This window comes from Streptomyces sp. NPDC004051 (assembly GCF_053604275.1).
Genome location: NZ_JBSGHG010000033.1, coordinates 23,420 through 42,243 on the forward strand (window position 1 = coordinate 23,420; position 18,824 = coordinate 42,243).

15 protein-coding genes are annotated in these 18,824 nt (G+C 72.0%); 6 read left to right on the forward strand and 9 right to left on the reverse strand.

The annotated features are described in order from the left end of the window. The first annotated feature begins 86 nt into the window (after positions 1 to 86). The 3 genes from ACWEQO_RS26890 (at position 87) to ACWEQO_RS26900 (ending at position 4,292) form a co-directional block, all read left to right on the forward strand. Entirely contained in the window at positions 87 to 935 is an 849-nt protein-coding gene (locus ACWEQO_RS26890; protein ID WP_361462034.1) for a 3-hydroxyacyl-CoA dehydrogenase family protein, read from the forward strand. Between the two features lie 188 nt (positions 936 to 1,123). Beyond that, positions 1,124 to 1,447: an STAS domain-containing protein gene (locus ACWEQO_RS26895; RefSeq protein ID WP_202277406.1), complete on the forward strand. Its 324-nt coding sequence runs from the start codon at positions 1,124 to 1,126 to the stop codon at positions 1,445 to 1,447. Between the two features lie 265 nt (positions 1,448 to 1,712). Then, positions 1,713 to 4,292, forward strand: a complete 2,580-nt coding sequence (locus tag ACWEQO_RS26900) for an ATP-binding protein (protein ID WP_452985554.1) — start codon at positions 1,713 to 1,715, stop codon at positions 4,290 to 4,292. Between the two features lie 100 nt (positions 4,293 to 4,392). Here the strand turns inward: ACWEQO_RS26900 and nucS are convergent, their stop codons facing one another. Next, on the reverse strand, positions 4,393 to 5,064 hold the full coding sequence (gene nucS / locus ACWEQO_RS26905) for an endonuclease NucS (protein WP_361460488.1): 672 nt from the start codon (positions 5,062 to 5,064) through the stop codon (positions 4,393 to 4,395). A gap of 315 nt (positions 5,065 to 5,379) precedes the next feature. Between nucS and ACWEQO_RS26910 the strand changes: the two genes are divergently transcribed. After that, entirely contained in the window at positions 5,380 to 5,772 is a 393-nt protein-coding gene (locus ACWEQO_RS26910) for an SCO5389 family protein (RefSeq protein ID WP_361460489.1), read from the forward strand. Positions 5,773 to 5,854: 82 nt separating this feature from the next. Here ACWEQO_RS26910 and ACWEQO_RS26915 read toward each other — a convergent pair whose 3' ends face one another. Further along, on the reverse strand, positions 5,855 to 6,883 hold the full coding sequence (locus ACWEQO_RS26915; protein ID WP_452985555.1) for an LLM class flavin-dependent oxidoreductase: 1,029 nt from the start codon (positions 6,881 to 6,883) through the stop codon (positions 5,855 to 5,857). A gap of 241 nt (positions 6,884 to 7,124) precedes the next feature. Here ACWEQO_RS26915 and ACWEQO_RS26920 point away from each other — a divergent pair, with 241 nt between their 5' ends. Further along, on the forward strand, positions 7,125 to 7,457 hold the full coding sequence (locus tag ACWEQO_RS26920) for an ATP/GTP-binding protein (protein ID WP_452985556.1): 333 nt from the start codon (positions 7,125 to 7,127) through the stop codon (positions 7,455 to 7,457). Between the two features lie 30 nt (positions 7,458 to 7,487). Here the strand turns inward: ACWEQO_RS26920 and ACWEQO_RS26925 are convergent, their stop codons facing one another. The 7 genes from ACWEQO_RS26925 to mce form a co-directional block, all read right to left on the reverse strand. Then, positions 7,488 to 8,345 (reverse strand): ABC transporter permease subunit, encoded by an 858-nt coding sequence (locus ACWEQO_RS26925; RefSeq protein WP_361460495.1) that lies wholly within the window; start codon positions 8,343 to 8,345, stop codon positions 7,488 to 7,490. Then, positions 8,342 to 9,520, reverse strand: a complete 1,179-nt coding sequence (locus ACWEQO_RS26930; protein WP_452985557.1) for an ABC transporter ATP-binding protein — start codon at positions 9,518 to 9,520, stop codon at positions 8,342 to 8,344. Before ACWEQO_RS26930 ends, ACWEQO_RS26925 begins: the two co-directional genes overlap by 4 nt. Before the next feature lie 323 nt (positions 9,521 to 9,843). Further along, the gene (locus tag ACWEQO_RS26935) at positions 9,844 to 10,614 is read right to left on the reverse strand and encodes an ABC transporter permease (protein WP_452985558.1); all 771 of its coding nucleotides are present in this window, start codon (positions 10,612 to 10,614) and stop codon (positions 9,844 to 9,846) included. Positions 10,615 to 10,616: 2 nt separating this feature from the next. Then, the gene (locus ACWEQO_RS26940; RefSeq protein WP_361460499.1) at positions 10,617 to 11,570 is read right to left on the reverse strand and encodes an ABC transporter ATP-binding protein; all 954 of its coding nucleotides are present in this window, start codon (positions 11,568 to 11,570) and stop codon (positions 10,617 to 10,619) included. A gap of 85 nt (positions 11,571 to 11,655) precedes the next feature. Then, positions 11,656 to 12,591: a coiled-coil domain-containing protein gene (locus ACWEQO_RS26945; protein ID WP_361460500.1), complete on the reverse strand. Its 936-nt coding sequence runs from the start codon at positions 12,589 to 12,591 to the stop codon at positions 11,656 to 11,658. A 234-nt stretch (positions 12,592 to 12,825) separates the two neighbouring features. Then, on the reverse strand, positions 12,826 to 16,674 hold the full coding sequence (gene scy / locus ACWEQO_RS26950) for a polarized growth protein Scy (protein WP_361460502.1): 3,849 nt from the start codon (positions 16,672 to 16,674) through the stop codon (positions 12,826 to 12,828). 273 nt (positions 16,675 to 16,947) lie between these two features. Beyond that, complete coding sequence (gene mce, locus ACWEQO_RS26955; protein WP_361460503.1) at positions 16,948 to 17,388, reverse strand: methylmalonyl-CoA epimerase; 441 nt, start codon at positions 17,386 to 17,388, stop codon at positions 16,948 to 16,950. Between the two features lie 147 nt (positions 17,389 to 17,535). On the opposite strand from mce, the gene ACWEQO_RS26960 reads away from it, so the two are divergent. After that, entirely contained in the window at positions 17,536 to 18,786 is a 1,251-nt protein-coding gene (locus tag ACWEQO_RS26960; protein ID WP_452985559.1) for an acetyl-CoA C-acetyltransferase, read from the forward strand. The last annotated feature ends 38 nt before the right edge of the window (positions 18,787 to 18,824 follow it).

The following is an 18,824-nucleotide window of genomic DNA, read 5'->3' on the forward strand; positions in this document are numbered from 1 at the left end:
ACCCCTCACACATTCGCTCGTGGGCGCTAGTGTCCGCGAGTGACGTACAGGAACAGTGTGTGAGTGGTTCGAAGGGGAGTCGCACAGTGGCACGGAAGCTCGCCGTCATCGGGGCCGGCCTCATGGGGTCCGGAATCGCCCAGGTCTCCGCTCAGGCGGGCTGGGACGTCGTCCTGCGCGACGTCACCGACGAGGCGCTCACACGAGGTGTCGACGGGATCAGGTCGTCGTACGAGAAGTTCGTGAGCAAGGGCAGGCTCGAGGCCCACGACGCCGACGCGGCCCTCGCCCGGATCACCACGACCACCGACCTGGACGCCTGCGCGGACGCGGACGTCGTGGTCGAGGCGGTCTTCGAGAAGCTCGAGGTCAAGCACGAGATCTTCCGCGCCCTCGACGGGATCGTGCGCGAGGACACCGTGCTCGCCTCCAACACCTCGGCCATCCCGATCACCAAGATCGCGGCCGTGACGGAGCGGCCGGAGCGGGTCGTCGGCGTGCACTTCTTCTCGCCGGTGCCGATGATGCAGCTGTGCGAACTGGTCCGCGGCTACAAGACCAGCGACGAAACCCTCGCCACCGCCCGCGAGTTCGCCGAGTCGGTCGGCAAGACCTGCATCGTCGTCAACCGTGATGTGGCCGGCTTCGTGACCACCCGCCTGATCAGCGCCCTCGTCGTCGAGGCCGCCAAGCTCCACGAGTCGGGTGTGGCGAGCGCCGAGGACATCGACCTGGCCTGCAAGCTGGGCTTCGGCCACGCCATGGGGCCACTGGCCACCGCCGACCTGACCGGCGTCGACATCCTGCTGCACGCCACCGGGAACATCTACACCGAGACCCAGGACGAGAAGTTCGCCCCGCCCGAGCTGATGCGCCGGATGGTTGACGCCGGTGACATCGGCCGGAAGAGCGGGCAGGGCTTCTACGCGTACTGATCACCCCGAACACCCCGGTGCTCATCACGCACCGGGGTGAATTCGGTACCGGTTCGCTCACGCGGGGCAACCTCTGCGGGCTCCACGCAGTCAGAGGGTGCATCACCCTCGTCGAAAACGTGAGAAGCCCGAACACCTGAAGAACCTGAACACCTTGAAAACGGAGCACGGCACGCACGGGAGCGCATATGCATATCAGGGGCGACCACGCCGAACTGGTCGTCGGGGGCCGCCTCGATGTCCGCAGCGCGGCGGACGCCCGTACGGTCCTGCACTCGGCCGTCGACGGCGGAGTCGGCGATCTGCTGCTGGACCTGTCCGAACTGGACTCCTGGGACGCCACCGGACTCGGCGTGATCATGGGGGTCCATCGACGGGCCGGCCGCTGCGGCCGGCGGCTGGTGCTGCGGGACGTACCGCCACAGCTGCAGCGCCTGTTGGTGGCCACCCGGCTGCACCGGATCCTGGCGATCGAGGGGGGCATCGGGGTGGACACGCTGCCCCGGGTGTGAGGTCCGTACGGGGGCTGCACCGGATGAACCGGTGAGAGCCCCCGGCGACCCGTGCGACGTGCGCAGAATCCTCACGAGACTGTGATGTCCCGGACCGGACGCCACCCCGGACTGTCGTAGATACTGGGGGAAGGTTTAGGGTTCGGCTGCCCGCTGCCTCACCAACCCTCGAGCGGGCCCGGGCCAGGAGCGACAGCGCGGTGTGCAGCACGGCCGGGAGGGGCTTGGACCCAGGCACACGACGCTTTTTGGGGGCTAGGACCTTATGGACCCGAACAACCCGGGACCCGAGGAGTACGGTCGTGACGGCGACGCGCACGCGCCGCGCCAGCGCCCGCCCAGGGAATCCCTCGCATCCGACTTCGGGCAGCCCGCGCCCGTGCTCGCCCGTACGGCGCAGCTCGTCTCCGGCGACTTCCTGCTGACCGTCAACCCCGTCGACGGCAGTGAGATAGAGCCCTGCCCGCCCGCCGAGCGGCCCGCACGCCCCGTGAAGCTGACGGAGGCCGAGCGCGCCGAGACCGACCAGGCCGCCCGGCCGCCCGTCCCGCCCGGCCCGTCCCGGCCCGAGCTGCCGCTGACGGCCCGCCAGGACGAGCGCGAGAAGCTGCTCCGGCTGCTCGCCCGCGGCCGCTCCGTGCGCCTCAGCGGCCCCGCGGGCTCCGGCCGCACCCGGCTGCTCGACGCGGTCGCCGAGGACTGCGCGGACCTCGCCCCCGGCGGCGTGGTCCGCCTGGACGGCCACCGCCGCAGCGCCGACGATCTGCTGTACGACCTCTTCCACGCCGTGTACAGCGCGCCGCTGCACCGGCCCGGCCGGGACGAACTCGCCGAGTGCCTCCGTGAGGTGGGCGCGGTCGTCGTCGTCGACGACCTCGGGTTCGGCGGCGCCGCCCTCGACGAACTGCTCGACGCGACACCCGAGTGCGCCTTCCTGCTCGGCGCCACCCCGGACGTGCCCGCCCCGTCGGCCGACTCCGCCGTGGAGGAGGTCGTCCTCGACGGACTCGACCGCGCGGCCGGTCTCGACCTGCTGGCGCGCGCCGTCGGCCGGGACCTCACCGAGGACGAGTCGAACTGGGCCGGCGACCTCTGGTTCGAGTCCGAGGGCCTGCCGCTGCGCTTCGTGCAGGCCGGTGCCCTGCTGCGGCAGCGCGACCGGCTGCGCGCCGGCACCAGCGCCGTCGACGAGTTCGGCGTCTTCGAGGACGTCTGGCCCGGCGACCCGGCCGACGAAGTGCCCGCCGACGCCGCCGAGGGTGACGAGATCCCGCTGCCCTCGCTCGGCGAGGCGGCCGCCCCCGCCCCGCTGCTCGCGGCACGGCTCAGCGCCTCCGCACGCGCCACCCTGCGGTTCGCCGTCGCGCTCGGCGGCGAACTCCCGCACCAGGCGCATCTGCCCGCGCTGGTCGGCGACACCCACGCCGACGCCGCGCTCGGCGAACTGGCCGCCTGCGGGCTGGTCGCCCCGGCCGGCTCCCGCTACCGGCTCGCCGCCGGCGTACCGGCCCAGCTGGAGGCCGCCGGGTACGCCGACGGGGCGCAGGCGCAGGCGCGCACCGCCGCCCAGCACTACGCCTGGTGGGCCGGGCACTCCTCGGTCACCCCGGAACGGGTCTGCGCCGAGGCCGACGCGGTGCTCGCCGCGCTCGCCGTGGTGGCGCCGCTCGCCTCGGCCGCCGGCGAGGGCGAGGAGGACGTGGCGGTGCAGCTGGCCCGCACCGCCGCCCCCGCGTTCGCCGCGGGCCTGCACTGGAGCGCCTGGGAGCGGACCCTGCGGGCCGGTGCGGAGGCCGCCCGGCTCGCCGGGGACGTGGCGGAGGAGGCCTACTTCCACCACGAGCTCGGCATCCACGCCCTGTGCGTGGGGGAGCTGGACCGCGCCCGCGCCGAACTGGAGGCCTCCGTCGGCCTGCGCGGGGCCGTCGCCGACAAGCGCGGCACCATCGCCGGACGCCGGGCGCTGGCCCTGGTCAGCGACCGCTCCGGCATCCCGGCGGCGCTCGCGCCGACCGCGGGGGATGAGGTGCCGGAGGCCCGGCACGAGGAGTCGGCCTCGCCGCCCCGCGGGGTGCCGATGGCCTTCCCGGAGCTGCGGCCGCCCACCGACACCGGCCTGGTCGTCCACCACACCACGCCCGTGCCGGTGGTTGCGCCCAAGGCCGCGCCCAAGGCCGGTGTCGGGTTGAAGGGCCTGGCCCGGCGCAACCTCGTGGCGGCCGGCGCGGGCGCGCTGCTCGTCGCCGTGCTGGGCACGGTGGTCACCCTCGGAGCCACCTCGGAGAACGACCCCGGCACCCCGTCGGAGAACGTCGGCGTCAACCCGTCCGCGAGCCAGGGCGCCGACGACGGCAGCCTGGGCGCGGACCGGCGGACCGAGAAGGGCGGTGACACCGGCGACGCCACCAGCCGGCCCGCCGACCCCGGCCCGGACGGCACCCTCGGCACCTCCGACGACCCGACGCCGACGGCCACGGAGTCGGGCGAGGCCTCGGCCGACCCGAGCGACACCGACCCGACGGACGACTCGACGACCACGCCCGCCACACCGTCCCCGTCCTCGTCCTCGCCCGCGAACCCGTCGACGACCAAGCCGAGCGATCCCACCGACAAGCCGACCGATCCGACGGAGGAGGAGCCGACGGACGAGCCCACGGACGAGCCGACCACCCCGACGACGAACCCGACGGAGGACTACACCCCGCCGCCGGAGACGTCCGCCTCGGCGAGCGGCCCCGCCTCCTCCACCCCGACCCGGACGGAGCCGGGGGCGAGCGGTTCGGCGAGCGTCCCGCAGAGCAGTGAGGCGGGCACGCCGAGCAGCTCCGGAACAGCGATGATCTGACGCCCGGGCCGTCCGCGGGCGCCCGGGAACACTTTCGGGCATGTGCGAGGGGCCGGGCTCCCGACGGGAGCCCGGCCCCTCGCACATGCCGTGACGCCCCTCAGAACAGGCGCAGCTTGTCGTCCTCGATGCCCCGCAGGGCGTCGTAGTCGAGGACCTGGCAGCCGATGCCCCGGTCGGTGGCGAGCACCCGGGCCTGCGGCTTGATCTCCTGGGCCGCGAACACGCCGCGCACCGGGGCGAGATGCGGGTCGCGGTTCAGCAGCTCCAGATAGCGCGTGAGCTGCTCCACGCCGTCGATCTCCCCACGACGCTTGATCTCCACCGCCACGGTCTGTCCCTCCGCGTCGCGGCAGAGGATGTCGACGGGACCGATGGCGGTCATGTACTCGCGGCGGATGAGGGTGTAGCCCTCGCCGAGCGTCTCGATGCGGTCCGCGAGCAGCTCCTGGAGGTGTGCTTCCACGCCGTCCTTGATCAGGCCGGGGTCGACGCCCAGTTCGTACGAGGAGTCGTGCAGGACCTCCTCCATCGTGATGATGAGTTTCTCCCCCGCCTTGTTGACGACGGTCCAGATCCCCTCCTCGTCACCGCTGCCCTCCTTGAGCGTGCAGGGCGGCGACATCCAGTTCAGGGGCTTGTAGGCCCGGTCGTCGGCGTGGATCGAGACACTTCCGTCCGCCTTGACCAGGATCAGGCGGGGTGCCGAGGGCAGGTGCGCGGTGAGCCGCCCGGCGTAGTCCACGGAGCAGCGGGCAATGACGAGACGCATGGTCGGCAACGCTACTCGACGGGCCGCGGTCGAGGCGATTCGCCCCGGTCCCGCGGGCGGCCCGGAACCAGGTCACAGAAACCACTCCAGACCCTCGAGACGTGTCCTGTATCTCCTGGAAAACGCGTGTTCGGCGATGGCCGATTACCGGCCCACAGCAAGTCCCCCATCCGGGGATTCTCCTGGTGCGGCCCCGGTCAGTTGCTTACGGTATTGAACGGGAGGTCGCGGCGTGTGCACGCAGCGTGTCGGATTCTGCGAACTCCCGTATCTGTCAGGCAACCCCCGCACGGCGGGGGTGCGAGAGGAGAACCCATGTCGCTCGACGTCTCACCGGCCCTACTCGAACAGGCCGAGCGAGGCGAGGTCGACGAAGCAGACTTCGTCGACTGCGTCCGGACCTCCCTGCCCTACGCGTGGGAGATGATCAGCTCCCTGGTGGCCCGGTTGAAGGTGGACGGCGGAGAGTTCGCCGACAACCAGACGCCTCCGCCGGACGAGCAGGCTCGCGGTCAGCTGCTGCGTGCGCTCGCGAGTGACGCGATACGCGGCGCGCTGCAGCGGCACTTCGGTGTCCGGCTGGCCTTCCAGAACTGCCACCGGTTGGCCGTGTTCCCGCTCGACTCCTCGGTCGACGAGAGGCTGGCCAAGTTCACCTCGGTCCGCGGACAGTTGCTGAACCAGTCGCCGGAACTGCGCGACTGCTGACGCACCACGACGCTTGCCGCTCCGCACACGGGAGGTGCGCTCTGTACCGGGGCGGCAAGTCCCGCCGGAATCCCCCGCTCGTTCAGACGAGTTGGGGGATCACCTCGGCACCGAGCCGCCGTACGTTCTCCTCGGTCGCCGCGAGGTCGCCGGAACCCTCGACGAGCAGGGCGAACCGGGAGATGCCGGTCCGCTCGCTGGTCGCGGCGAGCCGGTCCGCGCACAGCTGTGGGGTACCCACCGGGTGCAGCCCGCAGAGCAGTTCGGTGTAGGCCAGCGGGTCGCGCATCCGCCGTTCCCGGCCGTCCACCGTGACATGGGCCTCGAGCCCCTGCCGCAGCCAGCCGGGCAGCGCCTTGAGCAGCGTCTCCGCCGCGTCGGTGCGCCGGTCGGCGATCTGCACGACGCCGGCCGACACATGGGCCGCGCGGTGGACCTCCGCCGCGGGCCGTCCGCAGGCACGCGCGTGCCGCTGCCACAGGGCGACCATCTCGGCCTTCTCCTCGTCCCCCACGTGCATGCCGAGCAGCATCGGCAGTCCGCGCTCGGCCGCGAGCCGCACGCTCGCAGGGGAGGTGCAGGCGACCACCACCTCGGGGCCCTCCACCTCGACGAGGGACTCCGACGGGCGCGGGACGACGGGCACTTCACGGAACCGGAAACGCTCCCCGGCGGCCGCGACGGAGGGTTCGCGCAGCCAGCGCGTCAGGAGGTCGAGCGATTCGGGGAACCCCTTCTCGTACGCCTCGAGGCCGGACCCGAAGACCTCCAGGTCGACCCACGGCCCGCCGCGCCCGACGCCCAGCGAGAACCGCCCGCCGCTGGTGACGTGCAGCAGCGCGGCCTGCTCGCCGAGCGCCACCGGATGGACGGTGGGCAGCACGCTGACCGCCGTACCGACCCGGATGCGGCGGGTGCGGCCCAGCAGCAACGCCGCCAGGGTGACCGCCGACGGGCAGGTGCCGTACGGCACGAAGTGGTGCTCGCCCAGCCAGACCGCGTCCAGCCCGGCCTCCTCGGCCACCTCGGCCGAACGGACCGCCCGGTACAGTGCCTCCCCTTCGCCCTGCCCGGGGAACCGGGCGGCCAACACGAAACTTCCCACACGCATTGCTTTCCTGCTTCCTTGGCTCCGACCCGGAGCTCCCCCGCAGGGCATAACCGTCTGACACGTGCCGAGGACACGGCTGGAAGGGGAATTTACGGATTGTCTGCAGAATGGGCGATTTTGGAGCGGGTGTTGCGCCCTTGTGAAGGGAAGCTTGTGATGTTTGGTTCCCCGCGCGTACCCCGGCCGGCGCCGCGTAGGCTGGAAGCGTTCCCGCATCCTGGATAGCCCCGTGAGGTGTTCTGTGTCCCCGCGTCGTAACCGACCCAAGGGAGCCGGTTCGTCCGGCCGGAGCGCCGAGGAAGACCGTTCCGGGCGGTACGGCGGCTGGCAGTCCACCGAGAGCTGGCAGGACGAGGAGTGGAGCGTGCGGCACGTGGCGGGCTCCAGCGCCCAGGGCAAGGCGTACCGCTGCCCCGGCTGCGACCAGATGATCCCGGACGGGGTGCCGCACGTGGTGGCCTGGCCGGAGCACGGGGGCGTCGACGACCGCCGGCACTGGCACAAGGCCTGCTGGAACGCGAAGGACCGCCGCACCACGCGGGTGCGGCGGTCCCGTAACGCGCCGAGGTTCTGAGCCCGGCGGCCCTCCCGTTCCGGCCGGCTCCTACACGTCCCGTTCCCGCAGCAGGAAGAAGGCGCCGCCGAGCGCCACGGCCGTGACCCCGAGCATGATCCACAGCGGGTCCCAGCCGGACAGGCCGGACGTGCTCAGGGAATTGTTGTAGAAGATGTTCATCTGGTTCGGGATGGAGTACTCGAGCAGGAATGTGTGCACGCTCTCCAGCGAGGTGGCGAGCATGAAGATCGCGAGCACCAGCGGGGCGAGCACGACGCCGACCATGAGGGTGATGGCGCCCGCCGAGTGCCGGACGATCGAGCCGAGGGCCAGCGAGAGCGTGCCGAGCAGCGCGAGGTAGAGCGAGATGCCGACGGTGGCCTTCAGCCACTCACCGCCGGTGGGTTCCTTCGCGTTGTTGCCCCCCAACATCGACACGTGCAGGAACGCGACGGCCGTCACGGACAGCAGCGTCACCGTGAAGGCGACCAGGAAGAACACCAGGGCCTTCGCCGCGAGCACCCGCCCGCGCGAGGGGCAGGCCACCATGGTGGTGCGGATCATGCCGGTGCCGTACTCCGTGGCCGTGGTCAGCACGCCCAGCGTGATGATGCACATGCCGCCCAGGAGCAGTCCGAAGAAGCCCAGGGGCAGCGGGTTCTGACCGTTCAGGTCCGTGTCGGTGCTCGCCACCATCGCACCGGTCAGCAGGCCGATGCCGACGACGAGCAGCACGAACACGCCCAGCGTCCACATCGTGGAACGCAGCGACCGGATCTTCGTCCACTCGGAGGCGATCGCGTGCCCCAGGTGCGTGCGCACCACCGGGATCGGCGAGTGGTAGCCGGGGTCCGCCGCCTGCCACACGGGCGCGGCTTGCCGGGTCGGGGGCTGGGGCGTGCTCATCGGGCGTCCTCGGGCTTGGCCACGTCGGAGCTGGACGGGCTGGGCTGGCTGGGCTGGGCGGTGGGCGGCGCGGCCGACGGGGGAGCGGTCGCCGGGACGGGCCGGGCGTACGGGTTGGCCATCGGGGCCGCCGCGAACTGCGGACCGCCCTGCTGGGGCGGCGGCGGGGCGTACCAGCCGGGCTGGCCCTGACCCGGTACCGGCATCGGCGGCTGCGCACCCGGCGGCAGCGGCTGCTGGAGCCCCTCCTTCTGGTCGTCGGTCGAGCGGTAGTCGACCGCCCCCTGCGTCATCCGCATGTACGCCTCCTCCAGCGAGGCCTGGTGCGGTGACAGCTCCCACAGCCGTACGCCGGTCTCGTGGGCGATGTCACTGACGCGCGGCAGCGGCAGCCCCATCACCCGCAGCGCGCCGTCCTGCTCGGGCAGCACCTGGCCGCCGGCCTCGCTGAGCGCGGCGGACAGCTTCTCGCGCTGCTGCGGCTCGGTGTCGGGCGTGCGCACCCGCGCGAAGTCGGCGGAGTTGGCCGAGATGAAATCCTTCACGCTCATGTCGGACAGGAGCTGTCCCCGGCCGATCACGATGAGGTGGTCGGCGGTCAGCGCCATCTCACTCATCAGGTGGGAGGAGACGAAGACCGTACGGCCCTCCGCGGCGAGCGACTTCATCAGGTTGCGCACCCAGAGGATGCCCTCGGGGTCGAGGCCGTTGACCGGCTCGTCGAACAGCAGCACCTGGGGGTCGCCGAGCAGCGCGGCGGCGATGCCGAGCCGCTGGCCCATGCCCAGGGAGAAGCCCTTGGAACGCCGCCCGGCCACCTCGTGCAGCCCGACCACACCGAGCACCTCGTCCACCCGCCGGGCCGGGATGCCGGACAGCTGGGCCAGGCTCAGCAGGTGGTTGCGGGCGGACCGGCCGCCGTGCACGGCCTTGGCGTCCAGCAGCGCGCCGACCTGCCGGGCGGCGTTGGGCAGCCTGCGGTAGGGGTAGCCGCCGATCGTGACGTGGCCCGCGGTGGGGTTGTCCAGACCGAGGATCATCCGCATCGTCGTGGACTTGCCCGAACCGTTGGGACCGAGGAAGCCGGTGACGGCGCCGGGACGCACCTGGAAGGAAAGGTTGTACACAGCGGTCTTGTCGCCGTACCGCTTGGTCAGGCCGACTGCCTCGATCATGCTCCGCCCCATCGAGAGGTTCAGGACAACGAGGGCGCACGCCCCCCGTAAGGGTTAGGAGGATATCGAGAGGCTGACGGTTCCGCCCAAGGGGAGGTAAAGACGGCGGAGCCCCGGCCCCGCCCCGCTTCCCGGACGGGGCGCCCCCGCCCGGCCCGTGCCCTGCCGACAGGGCCGGCCCGGCGGAGCATGCCGCAGGCTCGGGGCCGACAGGCCCTCCCCGCTTCTCGGCTCCGCTCGAGCGGGAGGGGCCCCGTCGTCCCCGCTCACCCGCGCCGACGAGGCACCGCCGACTTCCTGCGACCTGTTCCGCCGGACAGGCCCTACGCGTCGCGTTTCCTCAGCACCAGGTATCCGCCGGCGAGCACCGCGACCACCCACAGCGCCATGATGCCGAGGCCGCCCCAGGGCCCGTACGGGATGTCGTCGTCGAGCGGTGTGACCACCTGCATGATCCTGCTGCCCGCCTGGTCGGGCAGGAACCAGCCGATCTTCTTCGTCGCGTCGACGTTGGCCAGGATGCTGGAGATCAGGAAGAAGAACGGCATCAGGATGCCCAGCGACAGCATCGGGGAGCGCAGCATGGTGGCGACGCCCATCGAGAACACCGCGATCAGGGTCATGTAGAGACCGCCGCCGAGGACGGCCCGCAGCACCCCCTCGTCCCCGATGGACGCCCCGTGCTCGCCGAGCACCGCCTGCCCGAGGAAGAAGGCGGCGAAGCTGGTGACCATGGAGACGGCGAGCGCGAGCGCGGTGGCCACGCCGAGCTTGCCGGCCAGGAAGGCGCCGCGCTGCGGTACGGCGGCCAGCGAGGTGCGGATCATGCCGGTGCTGTACTCGTTCGACACCACCAGCACCCCGAACACGATCATCGCGAGCTGGCCGAGACTCATCCCGGCGAAGCTGATGAACGTCGGATCGAAGGAGAGCCGGCTCTGCGGGCTCATGTTGTCGAACTCGTGCGCCGACAGCGCCGAGATCAGCATGCCGAGCGCGATGGTGACGACCACCGCCAGGGAGAGCGTCCACACCGTGGACGCCACCGACCGGATCTTGGTCCACTCGGACCGGACGACCTGTGCCGCCGTCATGCTCAGCCCTTCTTCCAGCCGTCGCCCCACTGCTGCGGGGGCGCGGGTGTGCCGGAGTGCGCGTGGTACTCCACCGACTCCGCGGTCAGCCGCATGAAAGCCTCCTCCAGGGAGGCCTGCTGCGGACTCAGTTCGTGCAGCACCAGGTGGTGGGCGGCCGCCAACTCCCCGATCTGCTCGGCCTGGGCGCCGTCCACCTCCAGCACCCCGCCGCCGCTCTCGACGGCCGTGATCCCGGCCTCGTGCAGCACGTCCAGCAGCCGTTCCCGCTGCGGACAGCGGATCCGGACGTACGAACGGGAGTTGTGCTCGATGAAGTCGGCCATGGAGGTGTCGGCGAGCAGCCGGCCCTGCCCGATGACGACGAGGTGGTCGGCGGTCAGCGCCATCTCGCTCATCAGGTGGGAGGAGACGAAGACCGTACGGCCCTGCGCGGCGAGCGACTTCATCAGGGTGCGGATCCAGTGGATGCCCTCGGGGTCGAGGCCGTTGACCGGCTCGTCGAACATCAGGATGCGCGGATCGCCGAGCAGCGCGCCGGCGATGCCGAGCCGCTGGCCCATGCCGAGCGAGAACCCCTTGGTCTTCTTCCGCGCGACGGAGGTCAGCCCCACCGTGTCCAGTACCTCGTGCACCCGCTGCCGGGGGATGCCGTTGCTCTGGGCGAGACACAGCAGGTGGTTGAAGGCGCTGCGGCCGCCGTGCGCGGCCTTGGCGTCCAGCAGCGCGCCGATGTGCTTCAGCGGGTCCTTGAGCCGGTCGTAGGGGCGGCCGTCGATGCGGACGTCGCCGGCCGTGGGCCGGTCCAGGCCCAGCATCATCCGCATGGTGGTGGACTTGCCCGCGCCGTTGGGACCGAGGAACCCCGTGACGATGCCCGGCCTGACCGTGAATGTCAGGTTGTTCACCGCCACCTTCTCGCCGTACCGCTTGGTCAGCCCTTCGAGCTCGATCATGCCGCCACGCTAGAACGGGGTGAAGCCCTCTGCCAACTCCCTGGCAGAGGGCTTCACCGATGTTCGGTCGCCGTATCCCGGCCGGTTACCGGGTCTGCTGGGCCGGAACCCCGCGGGAGGCGGTCTCGTCCTCGGTCGGCGAGCCGGCCGCGGCCACCGCGGCACCCGTGAGCGTGGCCAGCATCTCGCGGACGTTGGTCAGCTGGGCGTTGATGGAGTCGCGGCGGTTGGTCAGCGCCGCCAGCTCCCGCTCGGACTCCGAACGGATCCGGTCGGCCTTGGCGTTGGCGTCGGCCACGATGTCCTCGGCCTGGCGCTGGGCGGTCTCCACCGTCTGGCGGGCCCGGCGCTCGGCGTCGGTGCGCAGCTTCTCCGCCTCCAGGCGCAGCTGCTCCGCGCGGTGCTCGATCTCGGCGAGCCGCTTCTCGGCCTTGGCCTGACGCGAGGCCAGGTCGCGCTCGGACTGCTCGCGCCGCTTGGCCAGGTTCGTCTCGAAGTCGGCGGCGGCCTGCGCGGCCTTCGCGCGGGTCTCCTCGAAGAGGGCGTCCGCCTCCTCGCGCTTGGACTGCGCGTCCTTCTGCGCGTCCGACCGCAGTTGGGCGGCCTCGCCCTGGGCCTTCTCGACGATCCGGACGCCCTCGTCCTCGGCCTTCGCCTTGCGCTCGGCGGAGTACGACTCCGCGTCGTTGCGCACCTGCTGGGCGGCCGACTCGGCGAGTTCGCGGTGCTGTTCGGCCGCGCGCCGGGCCTCCTCGCGGAGGTCCTTCGCCTCCTCCTCGGCCAGCCGCAGGATCTTCTCCACGCGCGCGCCGAGCCCCGCGTACGACGGCTCGGCGTCGGTGACCTGGGACTGGGCGTTCTGCGTCTCGAGGTGGAGCTCTTCGATGCGCTTTTCCAGAGCAGTGATGCGGGCGAGAGCGCTGTCACGGTCGGAGACGAGCTTGGAGATGCGTTCGTCCACCTGAGCGCGGTCGTATCCACGCCGCACAAGCTCGAAGCCGTAGGGGGAAGTGTCGCTCATGGGGTTCCTGTCGAATGAGACCGGTGAGGTGATACGGGGAATCCTAGGTGCCGAAGCGCTCTGTCATCGAGCGGATGCACGTTTGATACGGAGAATGACACCCCTTTTGAGTGGCCGGCACCCGGAGCGCTTGCCAAGTGCATGCTCAAACCCCCTTGTCGGCACGGGACTTGCCGTGCCGACAAGGGGGTTCCCACACTGTCGCAGAGTTTGACCGGTTCGTTATGCGGCACCCTAACTGTCCGAAGACTTGCCCCGCTGGCCCGGCGGACCGGCCGCCGCGGCGGCCTTCACCCCGTTGTCCTTGCCGCCGCCCGGGGCCTCGAACGACTCCAGCGCCTCCAGGACGTCCTGCACGCGGGAGATCTCGGCGTTGATGTCCTCGCGCCGCCGCACCAGGACCTCCAGCTCGCGCTTGCCCTCCTCGACCGTGGCCCGCGCCTCGCGGATCGCCTCGGCCTTGAGCTCCTCGGCCTCCTTGACGAGGGTGGCCTTCTTCTGCTCGGCCTCCTTCAGCAGCCCCTCGGCCTTCTTCACCGCGGCGATGCGCACCTTGCCCGCCTCGGAGTTGGCCTCGGACACGAGCTCCTTGGCCTTCGCCTGGGCCTTGGCGAGCTGCTCCTCGGCCGCCTTGATGAGCGCGTCGCAGCGGTCACCGGTGGACTTCATCGTCTCGGCCGCCTCCCGGCGGGCCCGCTCGTGCAGCTCCTCGATCTCGCTGGTGACGCGGTCCCGCAGCTCCTCGGCGCGCTCCCGGATCCGGGTCGCGTCCTGACGGGCCTCGACCAGCAGCTCGTCCGCGTCCGTACGGGCCTTCTCCACCCGGGAGTTGCCCTCGACGGTCGCCTCGGAGACGAGCCGGTCGGCCTCGGTGCGGGCCGCGCCCACCATCGAGTCGGCCTGGGTCTCCGCGTCCGCGGTGGTCTGCTGCGCCTGCTGCTGCGCCTCGGTGAGCAGTTTGTCCGCCTCGGCGGCGGTCTCCGTGATGAGCGTGTCCACCTGCTCGGCCGCCTCGGAGCGCCGCTTGTTGGCGTCCTTGCGGGCCTCGTCCAGGGTGCGCTCGGCCTCCTCGCGCGCCGAGGCAACCAGCCGCTCGGCCGTCTGCTCCGCGTCGGCCCGCAACCGCTCCGCCTCGCCCCGGACCTGCTGCGCGTGCTGCTGCGCCGAGCCGACCGCCCGGGACGCCTCGGCCCGCAGCCGCTCCGCGTCGCCGGTCGCGTCCGAGATCAGCTTCTCGGCCTTGGCGACCGACTCCGCGCGCTGCCGGTCGGTCTCCGCGACCGTCTCCGCGGTGAGCCGCTCCGCCTCGCCGCGCGCCTCGGTGATGAGCGTGTCCGCCTGCGTCGCCGCCTCCGAACGGATCCGGTTGGCGTCCTGGCGGGCCTCGGCCCGGGTGCGCGCGGCGCTCTGCTCGGCCTCGGCGACCGTGTCCGACGCCTCCGTGCGCATCCGCTGGGTCTGCTCGGAGACCTCCGAACGGACCCGCTCCGCCTCGGTGATCGCCTCGGACACCGTGCGCTCGGCGAGCGACTTGGCGGCCTCCGACTCCTCCTGCGCCTCGCGCCGCAGCCGGCTCGCGTCCTCGCTCGCCCGCTCCCGCTCCGCGTAGGCGTCGGCCCGGACCCGGTCCGCCTCCTCCTCGGCCTCGCGCCGGGTGCGGTCCGCCGCGTGCTCGGCGGCGCTGCGCAGACCGGTGATCTCCTCCTGCGCCTGCTCGTGCAGGTCCGCGACCGACTCCCGGACCTGCTGCGCGTGCTGCTCGGCCGCCGACACCATCTCGGTGGCACGCCGGTCGGCCTCCTCGACCAGCCGTACGGCCTCGGCCTGCGCCTCCTCCACGCGCGTACGCGCCGCGGCCAGCAGCTCCTCGCTCTGCTCCCGGGCCCGCTCGCGCTCCTGGTCGGCCTCCTGCCGGGCCGCGCCCAGCAGTTCCTCGGCCTCGCGGCGGCGCCGGGCGGCCTCCTCCTGCGCACCGGCCAGCGCCTGGGACGCCTCCGCGCCGAGCCGCTCGGCGGCGGCCAGCGCCTCGGCCCGCATCCGGTCGGCGCTGTCCTGCGCCTCCGCCTTGAGCCGCTCCGCCTCCGCCGCGGCCTCCGAACGCAGCCGCACGGCGACCGACTCGCCCTCCGCGCGGGACGCCGACGCGTCCGCCGCGGCCTCGTTCCGCAGCCGCTCGGCCTCCGCCTCCGCCTGCTCACGGAGCGTACGAGCCCGCTCCGCCGCCTCGGCGCGCAGCCGCTCGGCCTCGTCCGAGGCCTCCCGGCGGATGCGGCCCGCCTCCTCACGGGCCTCGCTCAGCGCCTGCTCGGCCGAGGCCAGCCGCTCCTCGGCCTCCGTGTGCAGCCGGGTCAGCTCCCCGGCGGCCTCCTCACGGCGTGCCGCGACGGCCCGCTCGGCCTCCTCGTGCAGCTCGCGCGCGGCCCGCTCGGCGTCCTCCTTGAGCGCGTCGGCCTGCTCGGTGGCCTCCGCGCGGTGCCGCTCCGCCTCCTTGCGGGTGCGCTCCAGCGTCTCCTCGGCCTGCCGGCGCAGCGTCGTGGCGCGCTCGATGGCCTCGGTGCGGACCTTCTCGCTGTCCGTCTGCGCGGTGGAACGCAGCTCGTCCGCGTCCGCCTTCGCCTTGGCCAGCAGCTCCTCGGCGGACCGGGCGGCCTCCTCGATCTGCGCCACGGCCTCCTTGCGGGCCTCCGCGCGGATCTTCTCGCCCTCGGCGACCGCGTCGGCACGCAGGTGCTCGGCCTCGCCGCGCAGCCGGCGGGCCTCCTCCTGCAGCTCGACCGTCTTGGCGCGGTACTCCTTGGTGTCGTCCTTCGCCGCGCCCTTGAGCTGGGTGGCGATGTCGTGCGCCTCGGCCCGCAGCCGGTCCGCCTCGGCCTCGGCCTCCCCGCGGATCCGCTCGGCCTCCTCGGCCGCCGCCCTGGTGGTCCGCTTGGCGTCCTCCGACGCCTTGTTGAGCACGTCCTCGGCGGTCTTGGCTGCCTTGGACAGCTGGGTGGCGCTCTCCTCGGCGGTGATCGTACGGGCCTTCTCGGAGGCCTCCGCGACGATCTTCTCGGCCTCCGCACGGGCGTCCGCGACGATCTGCTCGGCGTCCGACTTGGTGGACTCGGCCTCCTTGGTGGCCTCGCTGACCAGCCGGGCGACCTGCTCCTTGGCCGTGCGGGTACGGGTCTCGTTGGCGGCCTCGGCGGAGGCCAGCGCCTTCGACGCGGCCTCCTTCGCCTCGGCGAGCACCTTGTCCGCCTCGGCACGCGCCTCGCGCAGCGCCGCCTCGGCGTCCGCCATGCGCTGCTCGGCCGCCCTGGCGAGCTCCTGGGCCTCGCGGCGGGCGGACTCCGACTCACTGGCCGTCGACGTCCGCAGCCGCTCGGCGTGGTCGGTGGCCTCCTGGGCCTGTGCGGAGGCGGCGTTCAGCAGCCGCTCGGCGTCCGCGCGGGCCCGGCGCAGGGTCTGGTCGGCCTCCTGCCGTGCCGCCTCGGCCTCGCTGTGCAGCCGCTGGCGGGCCTCGGCGGTCACCCGTTCGGCCTCCGCGCGGGCGGCGGCCAGGGCCTGCTCGGCCTCCGCGCGGGACTCGTCGAGCAGCCGGCGGGCCTGCTGCTCGGAGCGGGCCCGCACCTGCTCCGCCCACGCCACGTTCTCGTTGACGTGCGACTCGACGGTCTGCCGACGCTCCGCCAGCTCCTGGTCGAGCTGCTGGCGCCGGGTCACGGCCTCCTGGTGCAGCTCCGACTGGAGCCGGGCCGCCTGCTCGGCGTGCTCCTGGAGGATCCGCTGGGTCTGCGCCCGGACCTGGCTCAGCTCACGCTCGGCGTCCGCGCGGAGCTGGTCGGCCTGCATCTGCGCGTTACGCAGCATCTGCTCGGCCTGGTAGCCGATGTCGCCGCCCTCGTAGGCGGGCCGGGACATGATGGTGCGCCGCGCCTCGTGCAGCTTGGCCCGCAGCACCTCGACCTGGTAGCCGAGGTCATCGGCGTGCTGGATCGCCTTTTCCCGCTCGGTCTTCAGCCGCTTCATCTCGGCCTCGAACCGAGAGAGGTGGTCGACGTCAGCCGCCGGCTCTCGCTCCTGGCTCTCGTAGCCCCGCACTGCGCGGTCCCATCCGTCCCCTGGTCGCAACTCTGGCCGAGCCCCGCCCATCTGCCGAACGGGGCCCCCGGGGAATGGTGTCAGATCGGTGGCGGAGCATGCGCTGCTGCCCCCGCGCTCGCCCCCGAAACCCGAACCCCGGTAAGTCCTGCAGCCAAGTAAGGACGACGTTCACCCGAACGGAGGCAGTCGTCGCCTTTTTGACGGCAGGACATGATCGCCCTGCATCGAGCGGCGACCGCACCCAACCCTACCGGCCCTTATGTACGTGGGTCAGTGCTCAGGTGACTCAACGGGCGCCGAAGTGACCAGTTCGGTCAGTACGCCGTGGCAGTCCTTGGGGTGCAGGAAGGTGATCCGTGACCCCATGGAGCCGCGCCGGGGCTCTTCGTACAGCACGCGTACGCCCTTGTCCTTGATGTCGGCGGCCGCGGCGTCGACGTCCGCCGTGCCGAAGGCGATGTGATGGACCCCCTCCCCGTTCTTCGCGAGCCACTTCGCGACGGTGGAGTCCTCCCTGGTCGGCTCGAGCAACTGGAGGTAGGAGGCTCCTCCGTCCGAGGTCTCGTTGATCTTGAGCATCGCCTCGCGCACTCCCTGCTCCTCGTTGACCTCGGAGTGGAACACCTCGAAGCCGTACGTGGACCGGTAGAACTCCACGGTCGCGTCGAGGTCGTGGCAGGCGATCCCGATGTGGTCGATTCGCGTCAGCATGGAATCAGTGGAGCGCTACCGGGGCGGTTACGCAACGTGCGCGCGATCACACCGTACGCCCGGTGACGGGGCGGACCGCAGCTCAGTACATTCGAAGTAAACCCTCGTTCACTCCTCGGCTGTGCAGCCGGAAGGGGATCGCAGCTCATGACTTTCGCAGCTTCTGAATCCACCGCATCATCAGCACCTTCCGCTCCGAACGGCACGAACGGCACGACGTCCGTCATCGTCGCGGGCGCCCGGACCCCGATGGGCCGGCTGCTGGGCTCGCTGAAGTCCTTCTCCGCGGCCGACCTCGGCGGTTTCGCGATCAAGGCCGCCCTCGACCGTGCGGGGATCGGCGGCGACCAGGTGCAGTATGTGATCATGGGGCAGGTGCTCCAGGCCGGGGCGGGGCAGATCCCGGCACGTCAGGCCGCCGTCAAGGCGGGCATCCCGATGAACGTCCCGGCGCTCACCGTCAACAAGGTGTGCCTGTCGGGGCTGGACGCGATCGCGCTGGCCGACCAGCTGATCCGGGCCGGTGAGTTCGACGTGGTCGTCGCCGGCGGCCAGGAGTCCATGACCAACGCCCCGCACCTGCTGCCGAAGTCCCGCGAGGGCTTCAAGTACGGTGCGGTCCAGATGATCGACGCCATGGCGCACGACGGTCTGACCGACTCCTTCGAGAACATCGCCATGGGCGAGTCCACGGAGAAGCACAACACGCGCCTCGGCATCGGCCGCGCCGAGCAGGACGAGATCGCCGCCCTGTCCCACCAGCGGGCCGCCGCCGCGCAGAAGAACGGCGTCTTCGCGGCGGAGATCACCCCCGTCGAGATCCCCCAGCGCAAGGGCGACCCGGTCCTCTTCAACCAGGACGAGGGCATCCGCGGCGACACCACCGCCGAGTCGCTCGGCAAGCTGCGCCCCGCCTTCACCAAGGACGGCACGATCACCGCCGGCACCTCCTCGCAGATCTCGGACGGTGCGGCGGCCGTGGTCGTGATGAGCAAGGCCAAGGCGCAGGAGCTCGGCCTGGAGTGGATCGCCGAGATCGGCGCCCACGGCAATGTGGCCGGTCCCGACAACTCCCTCCAGTCGCAGCCGTCCAACGCGATCGTCCACGCCCTCAAGAAGGAGGGCCTGGAGGTCTCCGACCTCGACCTGATCGAGATCAACGAGGCCTTCGCCGCGGTGGCCGTGCAGTCGATGAAGGACCTCGGGGTCTCCACGGAGAAGGTGAACGTCAACGGCGGCGCCATCGCCCTCGGCCACCCGATCGGCATGTCCGGCGCCCGGCTGGTGCTGCACCTGGCGCTGGAGCTGAAGCGGCGCGGCGGCGGTGTCGGCGCGGCGGCGCTGTGCGGCGGCGGCGGCCAGGGCGACGCCCTGATCGTACGGGTGGCCAAGGCCTGACCCGGCTCGGACGGTCGGCCGGTTTCTCTCTCGTGAAC

What these genes read in the sequence shown, in the direction of transcription:
- ACWEQO_RS26910 (WP_361460489.1), top strand. Translation starts at nt 5,380, where the DNA reads ATGTCGCTCGACGTCTCACCGGCCCTACTCGAACAGGCCGAGCGAGGC.
- ACWEQO_RS26925 (WP_361460495.1), bottom strand. Translation starts at nt 8,345, where the DNA reads ATGAGCACGCCCCAGCCCCCGACCCGGCAAGCCGCGCCCGTGTGGCAG.
- ACWEQO_RS26960 (WP_452985559.1), top strand. Translation starts at nt 17,536, where the DNA reads ATGACTTTCGCAGCTTCTGAATCCACCGCATCATCAGCACCTTCCGCT.
- ACWEQO_RS26915 (WP_452985555.1), bottom strand. Translation starts at nt 6,883, where the DNA reads ATGCGTGTGGGAAGTTTCGTGTTGGCCGCCCGGTTCCCCGGGCAGGGC.
- nucS (WP_361460488.1), bottom strand. Translation starts at nt 5,064, where the DNA reads ATGCGTCTCGTCATTGCCCGCTGCTCCGTGGACTACGCCGGGCGGCTC.
- ACWEQO_RS26930 (WP_452985557.1), bottom strand. Translation starts at nt 9,520, where the DNA reads ATGATCGAGGCAGTCGGCCTGACCAAGCGGTACGGCGACAAGACCGCT.
- ACWEQO_RS26945 (WP_361460500.1), bottom strand. Translation starts at nt 12,591, where the DNA reads ATGAGCGACACTTCCCCCTACGGCTTCGAGCTTGTGCGGCGTGGATAC.
- ACWEQO_RS26935 (WP_452985558.1), bottom strand. Translation starts at nt 10,614, where the DNA reads ATGACGGCGGCACAGGTCGTCCGGTCCGAGTGGACCAAGATCCGGTCG.
- ACWEQO_RS26895 (WP_202277406.1), top strand. Translation starts at nt 1,124, where the DNA reads ATGCATATCAGGGGCGACCACGCCGAACTGGTCGTCGGGGGCCGCCTC.
- ACWEQO_RS26900 (WP_452985554.1), top strand. Translation starts at nt 1,713, where the DNA reads ATGGACCCGAACAACCCGGGACCCGAGGAGTACGGTCGTGACGGCGAC.
- mce (WP_361460503.1), bottom strand. Translation starts at nt 17,388, where the DNA reads ATGCTGACGCGAATCGACCACATCGGGATCGCCTGCCACGACCTCGAC.
- ACWEQO_RS26940 (WP_361460499.1), bottom strand. Translation starts at nt 11,570, where the DNA reads ATGATCGAGCTCGAAGGGCTGACCAAGCGGTACGGCGAGAAGGTGGCG.